This window comes from Streptomyces sp. NPDC048018 (genome assembly GCF_043202995.1).
Classification (GTDB): domain Bacteria; phylum Actinomycetota; class Actinomycetes; order Streptomycetales; family Streptomycetaceae; genus Streptomyces.
Map to the genome: position 1 here is coordinate 414,256 of NZ_JBIDBK010000001.1, position 14,769 is coordinate 429,024.

Below are 14,769 nucleotides of genomic sequence, written 5' to 3' on the forward strand. Positions count from 1 at the left end.
CGCACCGTGAGGCGGCGGGGTTCAGCAGCCCGTGGACCAGATGTGGGAGTCACCGCGGTCGTTGGCGGCTCCGTTGTAGCCGACCTCCTGGCCGGGGGCGAGACAGATCGTCATCGAGCCGCCCTGCCAGGCGGACTCGTAGACCTGGACGTGGTCCTTGATCCCCGGGCCCGAGATCCCGTGGTTGGCCCAGGACGAGTCGGTGTCGGCGATCCAGCTCTCCCACCAGCCGTCGTCGCCGCTCCAGTTGGCGCGCTGCCCGCCGAAGTTCGCCTCCTGCCAGGCGCAGAACTCCCCGGAGGGACATTCGGCGGCCGTGGCGGGCGCGGTCAGGGCCAGTCCGCCCGCGAGGGCGAAGAGGGCGGCCGCGGCGGGGCCGAGGAGTCGCTTCATGAAGCGTCGATGCCTTTCGTTCCGGTGGATGTCGCGGACAGCTCGGCTGCCCGCCGCAGCGCGCGGGCGCGCAACTGCTCGTAGGTGGCGACCTGGTCGCGGTGGAGGGTCCGCACGGTGGCCAGCTCGGCCGGTTCCAGCCGGGCGCGCACGTCGGCGAGTCCGCTCGCCCGGGCGCAGCGGTCGGCGACGGCCGGGGCGGGCGGGCCGGGCCGCGGACGGCCGGCGGGCGCGGCACACCGGGTCCAGCGGTCGAGGGCGGCGCGGTGCGCGGGGTCGTCCTTCATCCGGGCGTGGGCCTCGGCACGCAGGTTGTCGACGGTGACCTGGGCGCGGAACCAGCGCGTCTGGTCGCCGTACAGCTGCGCGCGGGCGGCGGCGACACAGCCGTCACTGTTGGCCGTGACGGTGAGGCCGGTGGCGAGCGTGAGGGAGAGTTCGCGGGGGTCGCTGCCGAAGAGGGCGGTCTGCAGGCGCCGGTCATCGGCGGGGGCGCGGGCCCGGGAGACCGCGGTCAGCGTGAGGCCCTGGGCGCCGAGACACTCGGCCACCAGCCGGCGTTCGGCAGCCTTGAGGAGCCGGTCCTCTCCCTGCCTGCCGGAAGACACGGCGGCGGGCCGGTCCGCGGGTCCGGGCCGGACGGTGGCGCAGCCCGCGGCGGCGAGGGCGACGGCGGCCGCGGCGATCGCACGGCGGGTGGCGTGACGCATGGTTCCCCCTGATGACGGGCCGGATCGGAGGCCGGCGAAGTGATCACCGTCCGTTTCGTGGCGATCAATGCCCGGCGCCACGCGGGCCATGCAGGGCTTCGGGACGGGTCACCCGAAGGGGTCGAACGCGCCGGAGCGCGCGCCGCCAACAGGGCGGCCGGAGGGCTCGCGGCCGCTGCGGGCAGTGGTCGGCGGGCCGTGGATACGACAAAGCCCCGGTTGGACGGGGGATTCCAACCGGGGCCGATTGCCGTGACGTAAGGAAGGGCGGTCACCTCTGGGGGGGACCTGGGGACCGGGCCCCTTCACCGTCACATACAGATGAACGCTGAACGATGTCGCATTGTTCCGCCCTGTCCCCTACGTCGGACGTGAGGCACCTCACCCCGTCTGCCCGGCTCAGTCGTCCTTCTCGGGGCGGTAAACCACTCCGGGCTCGGCCTTTCCGGGGGCGAGCAGCTGCGGGACGGTCACGAAGGTGTAGCCCTGCCGCTTGAGCTCGTCGATGATCCCGGGCACGGCCGGGACGGTCCCGTCGTAGATGTCGTGGAGCAGGATGATGCCGTCGCGGTGGGCCTGATCGAGGACCCGCTGCCTTATCAGGGCCGAGTCGTCGGTGGAGTAGTCCTTGGCGGTGATGCTCCACAGGACCTGGGCGAGGCCCAGGTCGCGGCTCACGTCGCCGACGGTGTCGTCCGTGCGCCCCTGCGGCGGGCGCATGAGGGTCGGCTTGCGTCCGGTGAGCCGCTGTATCGCGTCCTGGGTCCGGGAGAGCTCGTCACGGACCTCGACGGCATCGAGGTCCGTGAGGATGCGGTGGCTCCAGGTGTGGTTGGCGACCTCGTGCCCCTCAGCCGCGATGCGCCTGACGACCTCGGGGTAGCGGTCGACATGCTTGCTGCCGAGAAGGAAGAAGGTGGCCGGCACCCGCTTCTCCTTGAGCGTGTCGAGCAGTCGGGGCGTGTCCTCCCCCGGCCCGGCGTCGAAGGTCAGCGCTATGCATTTCGCCGTGGCACAGTCGACGGCGGGCGCCGCACCGCCGCCCTTGCCGTCGCCGCCGCCCCGGCCGCCGTCCGGGTCCGCCTCGGCGCGGGCCTCGCCGGGGGTGACCCGCTCGGCGGAGCAGCCGGTGAGCGCGAGGACCAGTGACGCGGCGGCGACGAGGGCGAGGGCCGATCCCCGTCGGCGGCCCTGCGTGATTCGGAACATGTACGACTCGCTTTCCCCGGACTCGGATCGTCGACCGTTGCGTCCCACACCTGGTCAGGGCGGGGATCAACGGCTCGCCGAGGACTATACACACGGTGTATACACGGGGAGGCGAGGGGGGTCCGTACGGCACCGACGCCACAGCGCGGGCACGACTGGCCCCGGGCGGCGACCGTACGCTCCGCCCGGGGGCCGGGACACGCCCTCAGCGGGACGCGAGGAGGAGGCGCGCCTCGGTCTCCTGATCGCCGGAGACGGACTGCAAGGACTGGATGTCGAAGGCGCCCGCCAGCACCTTCTCGACCTCGTCGACGGCGTGGTACCCACCTGTGAGCACCGCGCCCACCATTCCGGTGAGCGGTGCCGCCTCGACCTCTTCGTGCCGGCCGGCCGCCGTGTCGAAGGTGGCCGTCCAGACGGTGGGTGCGGGCGCGGTGGGCGCCGCCTGCGGGCCCGGCGCCGCGAGGTCCTCCCCCTGGTAGGTGTGGTCGAGGACGTCGAAGACGGCCTGGGCGTCTTCCCGGCTGCAGTCGCTCAGCTGCACGGTGACGTCGGTGTCGATGTGCAAGTCGTACACGTCGCTCATCTCCTCGTGTGCCCCTTCGCTTCCAGCATCCCTCTCGACGAGGCGTCCCGCGAGGTTCGTGGCACCGTGGGAGGAGGACACGGGAGGCGGTGTGGCGGAAGGCGGACGAGGGTCCACGGACCCCACGGAGCGGGACGGCGGCGAGCTCTCCCTGGGGCGCCACGAGACGCCCGACGAGCGCGCCGACCGACGCTGGAACGAGCTGATGCAGGAGATCCGGGTCGCCCAGACGGGCGTACAGATCCTCTTCGGCTTCCTCCTGACGGTCGTCTTCACCCCTCGCTTCCCCCAACTGACCGACACGGACCGGACCATCTACGTCGTCACCGTCTCCCTGGGCGCCGCCGCGACCGGAGCGCTGATCGGGCCCGTCCCCTTCCACCGGGTGGTCGCGGGCCGTCGGATCAAGCCCCGGGCCGTCTCCTGGGCCTCCCGACTGACCTTCGCCGGCCTCGTCCTCCTCTTCCTCACCCTGGGCTCCGCGCTGCTGCTCGTGCTGCGTGTGGCCACGGGGGCGACCTTCGTCCCGTGGCTCGTCTCCGGAATCCTCGTCTGGTACCTCCTCTGCTGGTTCGCCCTGCCGATGTGGGTGCGCGGTCGCCACACGGCCGACGACCAGGACAGGTGACGACCGCGGGGCGAAGGAGCGGTGCGAGGGGTACGCCGAGCGCACGGCCGCGCCTCAGCGGGTGGCGAGGACCGTCTCGACCGTGTCCGCCTCGGCGGCGGACTTGTCGGGGCGGTACCGCACGACCCGGGCGAAGCGCAGCGTCACCCCGGCCGGGTACCGGGTGGACCGCTGCAGGCCGTCGTAGGCGATCTCGACGACGAGCTCCGGCCGTACCCGCACGGTGAAGCCGTCGTCCGCCACGGCGAGTTCGCCCAGCCGCTCGGTCTGCCAGCGCAGCATCTCGTCCGTGAGCCCCTTGAACGTCTTGCCCAGCATCACGAACGTGCCGTCCGCCGCCCGGGCGCCCAGATGCAGATTGGACAGCAGCCCCGTGCGCCGCCCGTGGCCCCGTTCCACGGCGAGCACGACGAGGTCGAGGGTGTGGACCGGTTTCACCTTCAGCCAGGTCCGGCCCCGCCGCCCCGCGACGTACGGCGCGTCGATCGCCTTGACCAGGACGCCCTCGTGGCCCCGGGCGAGGGTGTCGCGGAAGAAGCGCTCGGCGGCCTCGACCGCCGCCGGGTCGTCCGGCTCGGTCACGACGGTCCGGCGCACCCGCAACGATTCGGGCATCAGCCGGGCGAGCACGTCGTGCCGCTCCCGCCCCGGCCGGTCCACGAGAACCTCGCCGTCTGCCGCGAGCACGTCGAAGAACACCGGGGAGAGCGGCACGGCGGCGGCCGCGCCGGCCACGTCCAACCGGGAACCGACCCGGGAGGCGATGTCCTGGAACGGCAGCGGCCGGCCGGCCGCCGGGTCGACGGCGATCACCTCTCCGTCCAGGACGAACTCGTCCCCGGCGATCTCCCGCGCGGCTGTGACCACCTCGGGGAGGCGGCCGGTGATGTCGTCGAGGGAACGGGTGTAGACCCGGACCTCGTCGCCGCGCCGGTGGACCTGGATCCTGATCCCGTCGAGCTTCTCCTCCACCGCGCAGGGCCCTAGCGCCGCGACGGCCTCGGCGACCCCGCCCGCCGTGTGGGCGAGCATCGGCTGCACGGGGCTGCCGACGCGGAGCGTGAAGGTGCCGAGCACGGCCGGCCCTTCGGCGAGCACGGCGCGGGCGACGCGCGGCAGCGAGCCTTCGAGCATGACGGCCCGACGCAACTCCCCCGGCACGACTCCCGCCGCACGGGCCACGCCTTCGAGGGCGATGGCGTCGAGGGCCCCCTGGCGTACGTCACCGGAGAGCAGACGGAGCAGGAACTCCTGTTCGGGCAGGGTCGCCGCGGCCATCAGGTCGTGCACGAGCCCTGCCCTCCTGGACTGTGCCCCGGCTCCCGACACCCCGGCGAGTTCGGACAGGACCGCATCGGCAGCGGCGAGGGTCAGCTCCGGCTCGGCGACCGGCGGCACGGCCGGCGGCAGGACGTGCTTCAGCACGCTCCACCCGACCCCGATCCGCCCCTGCGGCAGCCGCCCGGAGAGGTAGGCGATGACGAGCGGGCTCTCGTCAGGGTCGGTCTCCGCGAACAGCTCGGCCAGCAGGGCGATCTTCTGCGACCGCGCCGACGTCGCGGCGACCTGCCCCGACACCTCGGCGACTCGGGCAAGGAGCATGCGCCCATGGTGCCCGCGGGCCGCTCCCGGCGCACCCCGGCGCGCATCACGGCCCCGGTCGGGACCTGGCCTCCTTCCGCCTGCGGAGCCGGTCGAGCAGACGCCGCCGGGTCCGCCCGCCCGGCGCCCGCCCGCCACCCGGCGACCGCGCCGGTCCGGACGACGCCGTCACCGCCGGCCCGCGCGCCGTCGGCACGGCGGGTGCGGGCGACAGCGGGTCCGCCGCACGGAGGCCGAACGGCTCCCGTCCCTCCGACGCCGCGGCCCCGGTGGTTTCCGCCTCGCCGATGTCCGGGGGGGCCGTGTCCCGCCCCGCGGCCCACGGTGAGCCGAGGAGCACCCCGGCGCCCGCCCTTCCGGTGCCCGGGAGCGCCGCGCGCGGCCGCACCGGCCAGGCCGAGGACGGCGGGGGCACGAGAGCGGTCATGGAGAAGGGCTCGGGCGGCGGCGCTCCCGGCAGCGGGGCCTGGCGGTCGGCCCGGGCCTCGTCGAGAGCGAGGGCGAGGCTCATGCGGTGCCACAGGATCTCGTCCGGGTCGTCCGCGAGAAGCAGGCGGTCCGCGATCTCGCGGGCCGCCGAAGCATGCGGCCGCCAGGAAGGCAGCGCGGGGCGGAACCGCTCCAGATAGGCTCGCTCGAAGGGGTCGTCGACGACCTCGGCTACGTCGACGGGGTCGAGGAGCGAGGCGATGGCCGCCGTGCGGGCCCACGGGTCGGCGCTCGCCCGCAGCAGCATCCCGAGGCGCCTGGCCCGCCAGTTGCGAGGCCGCCAGTCCTCGGCGCCGTCGGCCCTCGTACGCACGTCCAACGGCAGCCTGCCCATGAGCAGCCCGGGGTGCGTGAGGGCGAACTCGCCGAGCTCGGCGGCCGGATAGAGCCAGACGACGGCCCGGTAGCGGTTGACGTAGAAGCGCACGGGGCTGAAGTGCCCGGTCTTGGCCAGCCGGGCGAACCGGCCCTTGGTGACCGAGAGCAACCGGGCCCCCTCGGTCGTGCCGACGGAGCGGACCCGCTCGCGCAGTCCGCCGGGGAAGTCCGGCGCCCCTCTGAGCCTCTCGATCTCGCTCCGTGCCACCCGGCGCCGGGTCGGGTCGGCGGGTCCGTCCCCCGCCCCACCCCCGGAGCCCGGCACCGTACGGACGATACCCAGGTCCACGGCGAGCTGGAACTCGTCGCGCTTCAGGGCCAGTTCCTGTGCGGCGCGCCCCGGCGCCACGGTGAGCGGGCCGTCCTTGCCGAGTCCGGCGCCGCGTGCGGGCGCCATCCGCTCCGCCGGTTTCCGTGTCGTCGCCCAGCCGGGCCGGGCCGACTCGGGCGGTGCCGGTGGCGCGGCGGGAGCCCTGTCGGACGCCCCATGGCTCCGGGTCGCCTCCCGAGGCGCCCGCCGGGTCGCCTGCTGCGTCACTTCTCGCGTGGTCATGCGTCGTCTCCCCGTATCGCGTTCATCTCGAACACTCTCGGTGACGACCGTAACGCACAGTGACGACTTCTCGCCTGCCCTGTGGACAACCGGCTGTGGACAACCTCAGATGTCGTCCGCTCCGCCCCCGTCACCCGGCTGCCGGGCCGCCACGCCCAGGTGCTCGCCGACCCGGTTCACCAGCAGCGTCATCTCGTAGGCGACCTGGCCGACATCGGCCTCGGCGGCGCTCAGGACGCACAGGCAGCTGCCCTCGCCCGCCGCCGTCACGAACAGCAGGGCCTCGTCGAACTCCACCATCGTCTGGCGCGGCCGGCCGGCCCTGAAATGCCGTCCCGAGCCACGGGCCAGACTGTGCAGCCCGGACGAGACGGCGGCCAGGTGCTCGGCGTCCTCCCGCTCCAGACCGCTGCTCGCTCCCGTCACCAGGCCGTCGTTCGACAGCACCAGCGCGTGCTGTATCGAGTCGACCCGGCGGGTCAGATCGTCCAACAGCCAGTCGAGTCCCCGGTCCAGCGCCATGTGTGCCTCCCCCTGTGCGGTACATGCTTCCGATCAGCCTTACGCACTGTCGTGGACAGGGCAAGCACCCGTCACCGCCCGCGCGCCGTCCCGTGCCCGGGCCGTCCGGGTCCCACCCCGCGCACCCGGCCCCCGCCCTCAGCCGACCGAGTCCAGGAGCCGCGCGGTGTGCACGCGTCCCGCGTACTCCACGAGCCGGATGAGGACCTCCTTGCCCGAGTCCCGGTCCCGTGCGTCGCACAGCACCACCGGCGTGCCCCGGTCCAGGTCCAGGGCCCGCGAGACGTCGTGTGCACCGTATGTGCGGGCGCCGGTGAAGCAGTTGACGGCGACGACGAACGGGATCCGGCGGTGCTCGAAGTAGTCGACGGCGGGGAAGCAGTCCTCCAGGCGTCGGGTGTCGGCGAGCACGACGGCCCCGAGCGCGCCCTGCGAGAGCTCGTCCCACAGGAACCAGAAGCGGTCCTGTCCGGGGGTTCCGAAGAGGTAGAGGGAGAGGCCGGAGCGGATGGTGATGCGGCCGAAGTCCATGGCCACGGTCGTGGTGGTCTTCCGGTCGACGCCGCCGGTGTCGTCCACGGACTGCCCGGCACGGCTGAGCTGTTCCTCGGTGCGCAGCGGCCGGATCTCGCTGACGGCGCCCACCAGGGTGGTCTTGCCGACTCCGAAACCGCCGGCGACCAGGATCTTCAGGGCGAGGGCGGTGGTGTCCGCGCCGCCCGCCGGGGTGCTCTCAGAGCGCTCGTAGGCCATCGATGACTTCCCTCAGGATCCGTTCGTCTGGGAGTTGTGCGGGCGGTACGGGTCTGCTGACCTTCACGAAGCCGGCTTCGAGGAGATCGCCCAGCAGGACCCGGACGACCCCGACGGGCAGGTCGGCATCGGCGGCGAGTTCGGCGACCGACTGGGTCTCGGCGCGGCACAGGGTGAGCAGGGACCGGTGTTCTGGACCGAGGAGCGACTCCTCGGCCGTCCCCGGCGGGTGGTCGTCGACGACGACGAGCGCGATGAGGTCGAACCGCACGTTGCTCGGCCCGGGCTTGGTGCGCCCGCCGGTCATCGCGTACGGCCGGACGAGCGGCCCGGCGTCGGCGTCGTACCACCGACTGCCCGGCACGGGCCGGCCGTCGCCGGTGCTGCCATCGTTCATGGGGTTTCTCCGGTCAACCGGCGGCAGGCGGGGTCGTCGTGAGCCGCGGCGGGGTGTGCAGGTGCTCGCCGACCCGCTTCACCAGGCGGGCCATCTCGTAGGCGATGAGGCCGATGTCGGCGTTGACCCCGCTGAGCACGGCCAGGCAGGAGCCGTCCCCGGCGGCGGCGACGAAGAGGAAGCCGTCGTCCATCTCGACCATGGTCTGCCGCACGCCGCCGGTGTGGAACTGGCGTCCGGCACCCTTGGCCAGGCTGTTGAAGCCCGAGGCTATGGCCGCCAGGTGCTCGGCGTCCTCGCGGCTGAGTCCGCTGGAGGCGCCGACGGCGAGGCCGTCGTTGGAGAGCACGACCGCGTGGCGCACCTCGCGGACGCGCATCGCGAGGTCGTCGAGGAGCCAGTCGAGTTCGCCGGAGCGCTGGTGGGACACCCTCTCGTGGTCGATCATCCGTCGTCTCCTTCACTGCCGGGGTCGCTGGGTGCGTGGCCGTGGCCGGTGCCGAGAGGGCGCCGGGGGCCGGGCGGTGTGCCGCCCGAGATGCCTGGGCCGGGGCCCGTCCCGGTGCCGGGGCCGGGGCCCGTCCCGGTGCCGGGGCCGGGGCCCGTCCCGGTGCCGGGGCCGGGGCCCGTCCCGGGGCCGGAGTCGGAGCTGGTGCCGTGGCCGGTACCGGAACCGCGGCCGTGCCCGGTGTCGGTGCCGGACGGCGGACCGGAGAGCGGACCGCTGGGGCGCGGGCGGCCCGGGGCAGGACCGCCGCCCCGCTGCCAGCCCTCGCGGTAGGCGGACATCCGATCCCTGACCTGCTCCGGGGTGCGCCCGGCGGCGCCGTCGGGAGCGGCCGGTGCGGCGTACGGATCGGGTCCGGGCGCCTCGCGCAGTTGTGGCACGAGGCTCGCCTGGCGGACCCGCCGCGGCAGGTCGCCCCCCTTGTCCCCGGCCGACGCCGCCGGTCCCGCCGAGGGAGCGCCCGGCGCCGCGGGCGGCGTGGGGGGTGCCGGCGGGGCCGGGGGCAGCGAGCGGGCACCGCGTTGACGCAGGGCGGTGACACCGGCCGGGGGCCGGGCCGGCTCCGCGGGCACCGCGAGGGCGGGGATGCGGGGCGGCCGGGGGCCGCCGGCGGCAAGCTCGCCGGGCGGGCCCGCGACGACCGGTGCCGGGCGCGGGCCGGGCACCGGGGCTCCCGCGGGCACCGGCCCGTCGGCCGGGCGCGGCGCCGGAGCGGCGGCCGGTGGAGCGGTGGGTGCGGTGGACCGGCCGGGCGGGAGGGCGCCCTGCAGGAGGTCGTTGGGGAGCAGCACGACGGCGGTGGTGCCGCCGTAGGGCGAGGTGCGCAGATGGACCTTGATGTCGTGCCGCGAGGAGAGCCGGCTGACGACGAAGAGGCCGAGCCGGTCGCTGTCGAAGAGGTCCAGGGCGTCCGACTGGGCGATGCGGGCGTTGGCCTCGGCGAGGCTGCGCTTCCCCATGCCCAGCCCGCGGTCCTCGATCTCCAGGGCGTAGCCGTTGCCGACGGGTTCGCCGCTGACGCGCACCTTGGTGTGCGGCGGGGAGAACTGGGCGGCGTTCTCGATGAGTTCGGCGAGGAGGTGCGTGAGGTCGGCGACGCCGCCGCCGACGACCGCGGCGTCGGGGAGCCGGCTCAGCTCCACGCGCGCGTAGTCCTCGATCTCGGAGACGGCGGCGCGGACGACGTTGGTGAGCGGGACGGGCATGCGCCAGGCCCGGCCGGGGGCGGCGCCGGAGAGGATGATGAGACTCTCGGCGTGCCGGCGCATCCGGGTGGTGAGGTGGTCGAGCCGGAACAGGTCGCCGAGCTCGTTCGGGTCGTCGGCGCGCCGCTCCATGCTGTCGAGCAGGTTGAGCTGACGGTGCACCAGGACCTGGCTCCGCCGGGCCAGGTTGACGAAGACGCCGGAGATTCCGTTGGCGAGTTCGGCGCGTTCGACGGCTGCCGAGAGCGCGGCGCGGTGGACGGTGGTGAGCGCCTCGCGGACCTGCCCGATCTCGTCCACGGGGGCGGGTCCCGGCCGGGCCTCTGCCTGGACGTCGATCTCCTCGCCGGCCCGCAGGCGGCGCATGGCGGCGGGAAGTTTACGGCGGGCGATCTCCAGAGCGCCGTTGCGGAGGCTGATGAGCTCGACGACGAGACCGCGACCGATGCGGACGGAGATCACGAGGGAGGCCAGGACGGCGACGAGCCCGAAGACGACGGCGGCGCCGCCGACGCTGAACGCGCCCCCGCCGAAGGGGTCGTAGCGGTCCGCCGCACGGGCGCGGGCGGCCTTCATGACGCCGGAGATGCCGTCGCGTACGGAGGCGTGGGCGGCGTCCCACTCCGCGGAGGTGACGGCCTGGGCGGCGCTCCGGCCGGGGGCGGCGGCGCGCACCCGCTCCTCGGCGGTCTCCAGCTGCCGGTAGGCGGGCTGGGCCGTGAGGTCGCGCCACGCGGTGCGCTGGGGCGCGGGCAGGTCGGCGGTGGCGGTCTCGGTCAAGGTGCGCCGGGCCTCGACGGCGCCGCCGAACTCGCGTAGCCCGTCCGCATCGAGTTGGCCGGTGAGGTGCGCGAAGCCGAGCAGTGCGTCCTCGCGGGCGAGCATCTCCGCTGCGCGGGCGAGTTCCAGCAGGACGCGGGCCTCGGCGCCCGCCCCGGTGTCCTCGATGCCGGAGAGGGCGCCGCCGACGGAGAATCCGGCGGAGATGGCTGCCGTGTACGCGTCGTAGATCTGGTCCCCGTCGGCTCGGCCGTCGACGGTGGCGGTGCGCAGTCGGCCGAGTGCCTCGGCCTTGACGACGAAGTCGGCGACCCGTGCCGACGCGTCCTCCGGGAGGCTGCCGCTGTCGCCGACCGTGTGGCGGGGGTCGAGGCGCAGCCGGGCGACGGCGGCGTCGGTGGCCCGCCCCAGCTGCTTGAGCTCGTCGGCGCGGCCGGCGGCGGGGGCGGCCGTCTGGCGCACGGCGGCGCGCCGTTCGTCCTGGAGAGCGACGATCGCGAGGACCACGGGCTGCCGCACCTCGGTGTCCACGGACTGCAGGAGCCGGAGCCTGGCGATGTCCTGGGCGGTGGTGACGGTGGCGAATCCCCACAGGGCCAGGAGGGAGACGACGGGGACCATGAGCAGCGAGACGATCTTGGCGCGGACGGTGCGGGGGCGCAGTCCCCGGCCCCGGATCCGCGTCGCGGTCGAGGGGGCGGGGGGTGCTTCGCGGTGTGCGGAAGGCTCGGGAGCGGGTCGGCCGGGGGCGGGCGGACCCGTCAGGGGCGTACCGGTCGGGGGCCCGGCGGGCCGCTCGGGGGGTGCCGTCTCGTCGGCGGGCGGCCCGGCGTGCGCGCGGCGTCCGCGGGCCGCTGCGGGCGGCTGCGCGGGTGCCCCGGCGTCCGGGGTCCTGCGGGGAGTTCGCATGGCCTCCTCGTTCCTTCGTTCACGGACCTGTGGGGAGCGGGCGGGGTCCGCTGGCGCCGAGGGCGTCGGGCGGGGTGACGTGGGGGCGGGGGCCGACGAGTACGACCGGGGGCGCGGCGGGCGCCGGGGGAACGTCACGGGGGGACGATGCCGAGGTGGCGGGGGTCGTGGTGAGAGGGGGACCGTGGCCCGCCGGACCGGAGTCGGACGCCGCTTGCGCCTCCTCAGGGCCGCGCCTCCCGGGTGGCCGGCCCGAGCGGCCTCACCGTCCTAGGCGTCCGCCGCACCGTGCACCGGCCCCGACGGATGTGCGTAGGCGGGCGTGCCGTCCCCCTCCCGCGGTCCGACGCGCGTCGTCTCCGGCCGGAAGCCGGGCGGTGCGACGTCCACCGCCCGTTCGTCGGGTTCGCTCAGACGCACGGCCGAGGCGGAGGCGGCGCGCTCGCCGGCCGTCGGCGAGAGGGCGACGAAGGCGGAGGTGATGAAGAGGTACGAGCCCAGGCCGACGGCGAGCGGGAAGACGAACTGCATGACCGAGGCCCCGGGGAGCTCGGCCGCCGAGGGCGCGACCTCCACGCGTACGGCGAACATGCCGGTGTAGTGCATGCTGCTGACGGCCGCGCCCATGACGAGCGAGGCGAGGGCCACGGCCGCGGGTGAGTGGATGTCGAGGGCCGCCCAGAGGGCCGCCGTCGCGGCGACGACCGCGATGACGACGGAGAGGGCGACGAGCGCCGGGTCGTAGCGCACCTGTCCGTGCAGCCGCAGCGCCGCCATGCCCATGTAGTGCATGCTCGCCACACCGACGCCGGTCGTCAGGCCGCCGATCATGAGCGAGCGGACGCGGTCGCGGCCGTGTCCGACGACGAACACGCCGACGCCCACCACCCCCATCGCGATGAGGAGGCTGAGGAGGGTGAGCGGGACGTCGTAGCGGATGTCGGTACCGGTGACGCCGAAGCCCAGCATCGCGACGAAGTGCATCGTCCAGATGCCGGTGCCGAGGGCGGAGGCCGCGGTGAGCAGCCAGTTGCGCCGTGACCGGCCGGTCGTGTCGAGGGCGCGTACGGTGCAGCGCAGGCCGAGGGCGGCGCCTGTGCAGGCCATCGCGTACGACAGCACGGGTGTCAACCAGCCGTAGCTGGCGTGGTCCAGGTGTCCCATGGCTCAGGGACGCTAGTGCGCTCCTGGGGGCGCACCGGGGGCGCATTTCGAAAGCTGATGGAATATGACATCGAGATGTTCCTGAACGATCGCACCGGGCTCGAACGTGCGCGCAGAACGTTCACTCCCCCGAGGGAAGTCCGAGGATCCGCGGACGGTCGACTCACGCCTGTGGGTGACGCGCATCTGAGGGATCATGGAGCGCATGAGCGACGACCCCCCACAGGTACGGGAGTTCTTCGGCAGCCGTGCCGCGCGCTGGGACTCCCGTTTCCCCGACGACGGCCCCGCCTACGCCGCCGCCGTCGCCGCACTCGGCCTGCGCCCCGGCGACGCCGTCCTGGACGCGGGCTGCGGAACCGGCCGGGCATTGCCCCCGCTGCGCGAGGCGGTGGGTCCGAGCGGCACCGTGATCGGCGCGGACCTGACGCCCGAGATGCTCACCGAGGCCGCGCACGCCGGACGCGACCGGGCCGGCGCACTGGTGCTCGCCGATGTCGCCCGGCTGCCGCTGCGGGACGGCGGGCTGGCGGCGGTCTTCGGCGCGGGGCTCGTCTCGCATCTCGCGGACCCCGCCCGTGACCTGCGGGAGCTCGCCCGCGTGACGCGGCCGGGCGGGCGCCTGGCGCTGTTCCATCCGATCGGACGCGCCGCCCTCGCCGCGCGCCACGGGCGACGGCTCACCGACGGGGACCTGCGGGCCGAGCCGCGCCTCCGGCCGCTCCTGGCCGGCTCCGGATGGCTTTTGACCTCGTACACGGACGAGGACGACCGCTTCCTCGCACTGGCGGTACGCCGCCCGGAGTGAGCACCGGGGCACCGGGCGGCCCCGGCCGGAACGGGTGGTGGGGCCGGGACACCGGCGGCTACCGTGCCATGATCCGGTCTCCCAAGGGGCGCACGCCCCGCGCGCCGCCGTGGCCCCTCCCCCGCGACCGCCGTCCGCAGGTCGGGATGTTCCCGTGCCGCCTCTCGACGGGCGGGTTACTCACTGGTTAGGGTGCGCCGACGACCAGATGGGGAGGCTGACGTGGGTGAACCGGAACCCGCCGCGACCGGCGTGGAGCACGGCGACGCCGACGACGACGCGCTCTACGTGCTGACGGCGGCGCTGCTCACGCCCGCGCAGTTCCCGACCGTGCTCGGCGACGACTACCCCGCGGCGTGCGCGGCTCTGCACCTCGAGCCCTGCGCGGAGGGATACGGGCTCGTGCTCGGCCAGGACGGTCAGGGCGCGCGGTGGACGGTGATCGTGGACGACGTCTCGCTGGTCGCGGTCGCCATCGCCTCCTGGGACTGCGGGATGGAGTACGACCTGTCCCCCGACGAGCGGTCCGTCGTGGCCGCGCTGCCCGGCTGGCCCCTCGCCGTCGCGACAGCCGCGCCCGGACTTCCCGCGCCGCACGACCCGGAGCCGGAGGAGGGCGACCCGGCCCCGCTCGCACCGCCGGACGGCGGGCGGTGGGGGCCGGCCCAGCGGCGCCTGGGCGCGGACATGGTGGCGCTGCAGTGGTCCGACTGGCGCTCCCGGATGGACGAGGACGAGGACGGCGGCGCGCCGGACACGGGCTCTGCCGGGGACGGCGCCCACCACGCCCCGGAGGTCGCCGTGAGCCCGGCCCCCGAAGGCGACGGCGCCGGGAACGCCCCCGGCCACGCCCCGCACACCGGAGTCCGCCGGGCACTCGACGAGCTGAGCCGCTATCTGGAGCAGGCGCCGCCGGTCGGGCGGGTACGGTCGAGCTTCGCGGCCGGTGAGGCACGGATGCTGCGCGCGGACGGGCCCGGCTGGTCGCTGGTCGCACGGACCGACGACATGGCCTTCCTGCTGCTGGACGACGAGCCGCACGAGGTCCTTCCGGTGACCCGGGGTCCGCGGCTGCCCGCGCTCCTGGAGGCCTTGGACGCGATGGCGGTCCGGCCGAGCTGAGCGCGTCCCACACTGCGCGGTCATGCGAGGTGTGGTGCGGGCCCATGGTCCGG

General features: G+C 74.8%; 15 protein-coding genes. 3 read left to right on the forward strand and 12 right to left on the reverse strand.

Going from position 1 to position 14,769, the window contains the following annotated elements; translation table 11 throughout:
• Window positions 1-21 precede the first annotated feature (21 nt).
• From ACGF1Z_RS01965 to ACGF1Z_RS01980, 4 genes are all read right to left on the reverse strand, one after another.
• Window positions 22-393, reverse strand: coding sequence for a peptidase inhibitor family I36 protein (locus ACGF1Z_RS01965; RefSeq protein ID WP_392998846.1), 372 nt, complete (start codon window positions 391-393; stop codon window positions 22-24).
• Window positions 390-1,103 (reverse strand): hypothetical protein, encoded by a 714-nt coding sequence (locus tag ACGF1Z_RS01970; protein WP_392998848.1) that lies wholly within the window; start codon window positions 1,101-1,103, stop codon window positions 390-392. The genes ACGF1Z_RS01965 and ACGF1Z_RS01970 overlap by 4 nt, the downstream gene beginning before the upstream one ends.
• A gap of 399 nt (window positions 1,104-1,502) precedes the next feature.
• Window positions 1,503-2,312, reverse strand: coding sequence for a polysaccharide deacetylase family protein (locus ACGF1Z_RS01975; protein ID WP_392998850.1), 810 nt, complete (start codon window positions 2,310-2,312; stop codon window positions 1,503-1,505).
• A gap of 205 nt (window positions 2,313-2,517) precedes the next feature.
• Window positions 2,518-2,898 carry a hypothetical protein gene (locus ACGF1Z_RS01980; protein ID WP_392998852.1) on the reverse strand — a complete coding sequence of 127 codons (381 nt, stop codon included), beginning with the start codon at window positions 2,896-2,898 and terminating at the stop codon, window positions 2,518-2,520.
• Between the two features lie 91 nt (window positions 2,899-2,989).
• Between ACGF1Z_RS01980 and ACGF1Z_RS01985 the strand changes: the two genes are divergently transcribed.
• Window positions 2,990-3,526, forward strand: a complete 537-nt coding sequence (locus tag ACGF1Z_RS01985) for a DUF6328 family protein (RefSeq protein WP_392998854.1) — start codon at window positions 2,990-2,992, stop codon at window positions 3,524-3,526.
• A 54-nt stretch (window positions 3,527-3,580) separates the two neighbouring features.
• Here ACGF1Z_RS01985 and ACGF1Z_RS01990 read toward each other — a convergent pair whose 3' ends face one another.
• The 8 genes from ACGF1Z_RS01990 to ACGF1Z_RS02025 form a co-directional block, all read right to left on the reverse strand.
• Window positions 3,581-5,128, reverse strand: coding sequence for an ATP-dependent DNA ligase (locus tag ACGF1Z_RS01990; protein ID WP_392998856.1), 1,548 nt, complete (start codon window positions 5,126-5,128; stop codon window positions 3,581-3,583).
• A gap of 46 nt (window positions 5,129-5,174) precedes the next feature.
• A complete protein-coding gene (locus tag ACGF1Z_RS01995; protein ID WP_392998858.1) occupies window positions 5,175-6,392 on the reverse strand; it encodes a DUF6397 family protein in 1,218 nt (405 codons plus the stop codon).
• Window positions 6,393-6,653: 261 nt separating this feature from the next.
• On the reverse strand, window positions 6,654-7,070 hold the full coding sequence (locus tag ACGF1Z_RS02000) for a roadblock/LC7 domain-containing protein (protein ID WP_392998860.1): 417 nt from the start codon (window positions 7,068-7,070) through the stop codon (window positions 6,654-6,656).
• Window positions 7,071-7,208: 138 nt separating this feature from the next.
• Window positions 7,209-7,823 (reverse strand): ATP/GTP-binding protein, encoded by a 615-nt coding sequence (locus ACGF1Z_RS02005; RefSeq protein WP_392998862.1) that lies wholly within the window; start codon window positions 7,821-7,823, stop codon window positions 7,209-7,211.
• A complete protein-coding gene (locus ACGF1Z_RS02010) occupies window positions 7,804-8,220 on the reverse strand; it encodes a DUF742 domain-containing protein (RefSeq protein ID WP_392998864.1) in 417 nt (138 codons plus the stop codon). Before ACGF1Z_RS02010 ends, ACGF1Z_RS02005 begins: the two co-directional genes overlap by 20 nt.
• 13 nt (window positions 8,221-8,233) lie before the next feature.
• A complete protein-coding gene (locus ACGF1Z_RS02015; RefSeq protein ID WP_392998866.1) occupies window positions 8,234-8,668 on the reverse strand; it encodes a roadblock/LC7 domain-containing protein in 435 nt (144 codons plus the stop codon).
• The gene (locus ACGF1Z_RS02020; RefSeq protein ID WP_392998868.1) at window positions 8,665-11,622 is read right to left on the reverse strand and encodes a nitrate- and nitrite sensing domain-containing protein; all 2,958 of its coding nucleotides are present in this window, start codon (window positions 11,620-11,622) and stop codon (window positions 8,665-8,667) included. The genes ACGF1Z_RS02015 and ACGF1Z_RS02020 overlap by 4 nt, the downstream gene beginning before the upstream one ends.
• Window positions 11,623-11,892: 270 nt before the next feature.
• The gene (locus tag ACGF1Z_RS02025) at window positions 11,893-12,786 is read right to left on the reverse strand and encodes an MHYT domain-containing protein (protein WP_392998870.1); all 894 of its coding nucleotides are present in this window, start codon (window positions 12,784-12,786) and stop codon (window positions 11,893-11,895) included.
• Window positions 12,787-12,991: 205 nt separating this feature from the next.
• Here ACGF1Z_RS02025 and ACGF1Z_RS02030 point away from each other — a divergent pair, with 205 nt between their 5' ends.
• Together ACGF1Z_RS02030 and ACGF1Z_RS02035 are read left to right on the forward strand one after the other, a co-directional pair.
• Window positions 12,992-13,594 (forward strand): class I SAM-dependent methyltransferase, encoded by a 603-nt coding sequence (locus ACGF1Z_RS02030; RefSeq protein ID WP_392998872.1) that lies wholly within the window; start codon window positions 12,992-12,994, stop codon window positions 13,592-13,594.
• A gap of 222 nt (window positions 13,595-13,816) precedes the next feature.
• Window positions 13,817-14,716 (forward strand): hypothetical protein, encoded by a 900-nt coding sequence (locus tag ACGF1Z_RS02035; RefSeq protein WP_392998874.1) that lies wholly within the window; start codon window positions 13,817-13,819, stop codon window positions 14,714-14,716.
• Window positions 14,717-14,769 lie beyond the last annotated feature (53 nt).

What these genes read in the sequence shown, in the direction of transcription:
- ACGF1Z_RS01965 (WP_392998846.1), bottom strand. Translation starts at nt 393, where the DNA reads ATGAAGCGACTCCTCGGCCCCGCCGCGGCCGCCCTCTTCGCCCTCGCG.
- ACGF1Z_RS01970 (WP_392998848.1), bottom strand. Translation starts at nt 1,103, where the DNA reads ATGCGTCACGCCACCCGCCGTGCGATCGCCGCGGCCGCCGTCGCCCTC.
- ACGF1Z_RS01975 (WP_392998850.1), bottom strand. Translation starts at nt 2,312, where the DNA reads ATGTTCCGAATCACGCAGGGCCGCCGACGGGGATCGGCCCTCGCCCTC.
- ACGF1Z_RS01980 (WP_392998852.1), bottom strand. Translation starts at nt 2,898, where the DNA reads ATGAGCGACGTGTACGACTTGCACATCGACACCGACGTCACCGTGCAG.
- ACGF1Z_RS01990 (WP_392998856.1), bottom strand. Translation starts at nt 5,128, where the DNA reads ATGCTCCTTGCCCGAGTCGCCGAGGTGTCGGGGCAGGTCGCCGCGACG.
- ACGF1Z_RS01995 (WP_392998858.1), bottom strand. Translation starts at nt 6,392, where the DNA reads ATGGCGCCCGCACGCGGCGCCGGACTCGGCAAGGACGGCCCGCTCACC.
- ACGF1Z_RS02000 (WP_392998860.1), bottom strand. Translation starts at nt 7,070, where the DNA reads ATGGCGCTGGACCGGGGACTCGACTGGCTGTTGGACGATCTGACCCGC.
- ACGF1Z_RS02005 (WP_392998862.1), bottom strand. Translation starts at nt 7,823, where the DNA reads ATGGCCTACGAGCGCTCTGAGAGCACCCCGGCGGGCGGCGCGGACACC.
- ACGF1Z_RS02010 (WP_392998864.1), bottom strand. Translation starts at nt 8,220, where the DNA reads ATGAACGATGGCAGCACCGGCGACGGCCGGCCCGTGCCGGGCAGTCGG.
- ACGF1Z_RS02015 (WP_392998866.1), bottom strand. Translation starts at nt 8,668, where the DNA reads ATGATCGACCACGAGAGGGTGTCCCACCAGCGCTCCGGCGAACTCGAC.
- ACGF1Z_RS02020 (WP_392998868.1), bottom strand. Translation starts at nt 11,622, where the DNA reads ATGCGAACTCCCCGCAGGACCCCGGACGCCGGGGCACCCGCGCAGCCG.
- ACGF1Z_RS02025 (WP_392998870.1), bottom strand. Translation starts at nt 12,786, where the DNA reads ATGGGACACCTGGACCACGCCAGCTACGGCTGGTTGACACCCGTGCTG.
- ACGF1Z_RS02030 (WP_392998872.1), top strand. Translation starts at nt 12,992, where the DNA reads ATGAGCGACGACCCCCCACAGGTACGGGAGTTCTTCGGCAGCCGTGCC.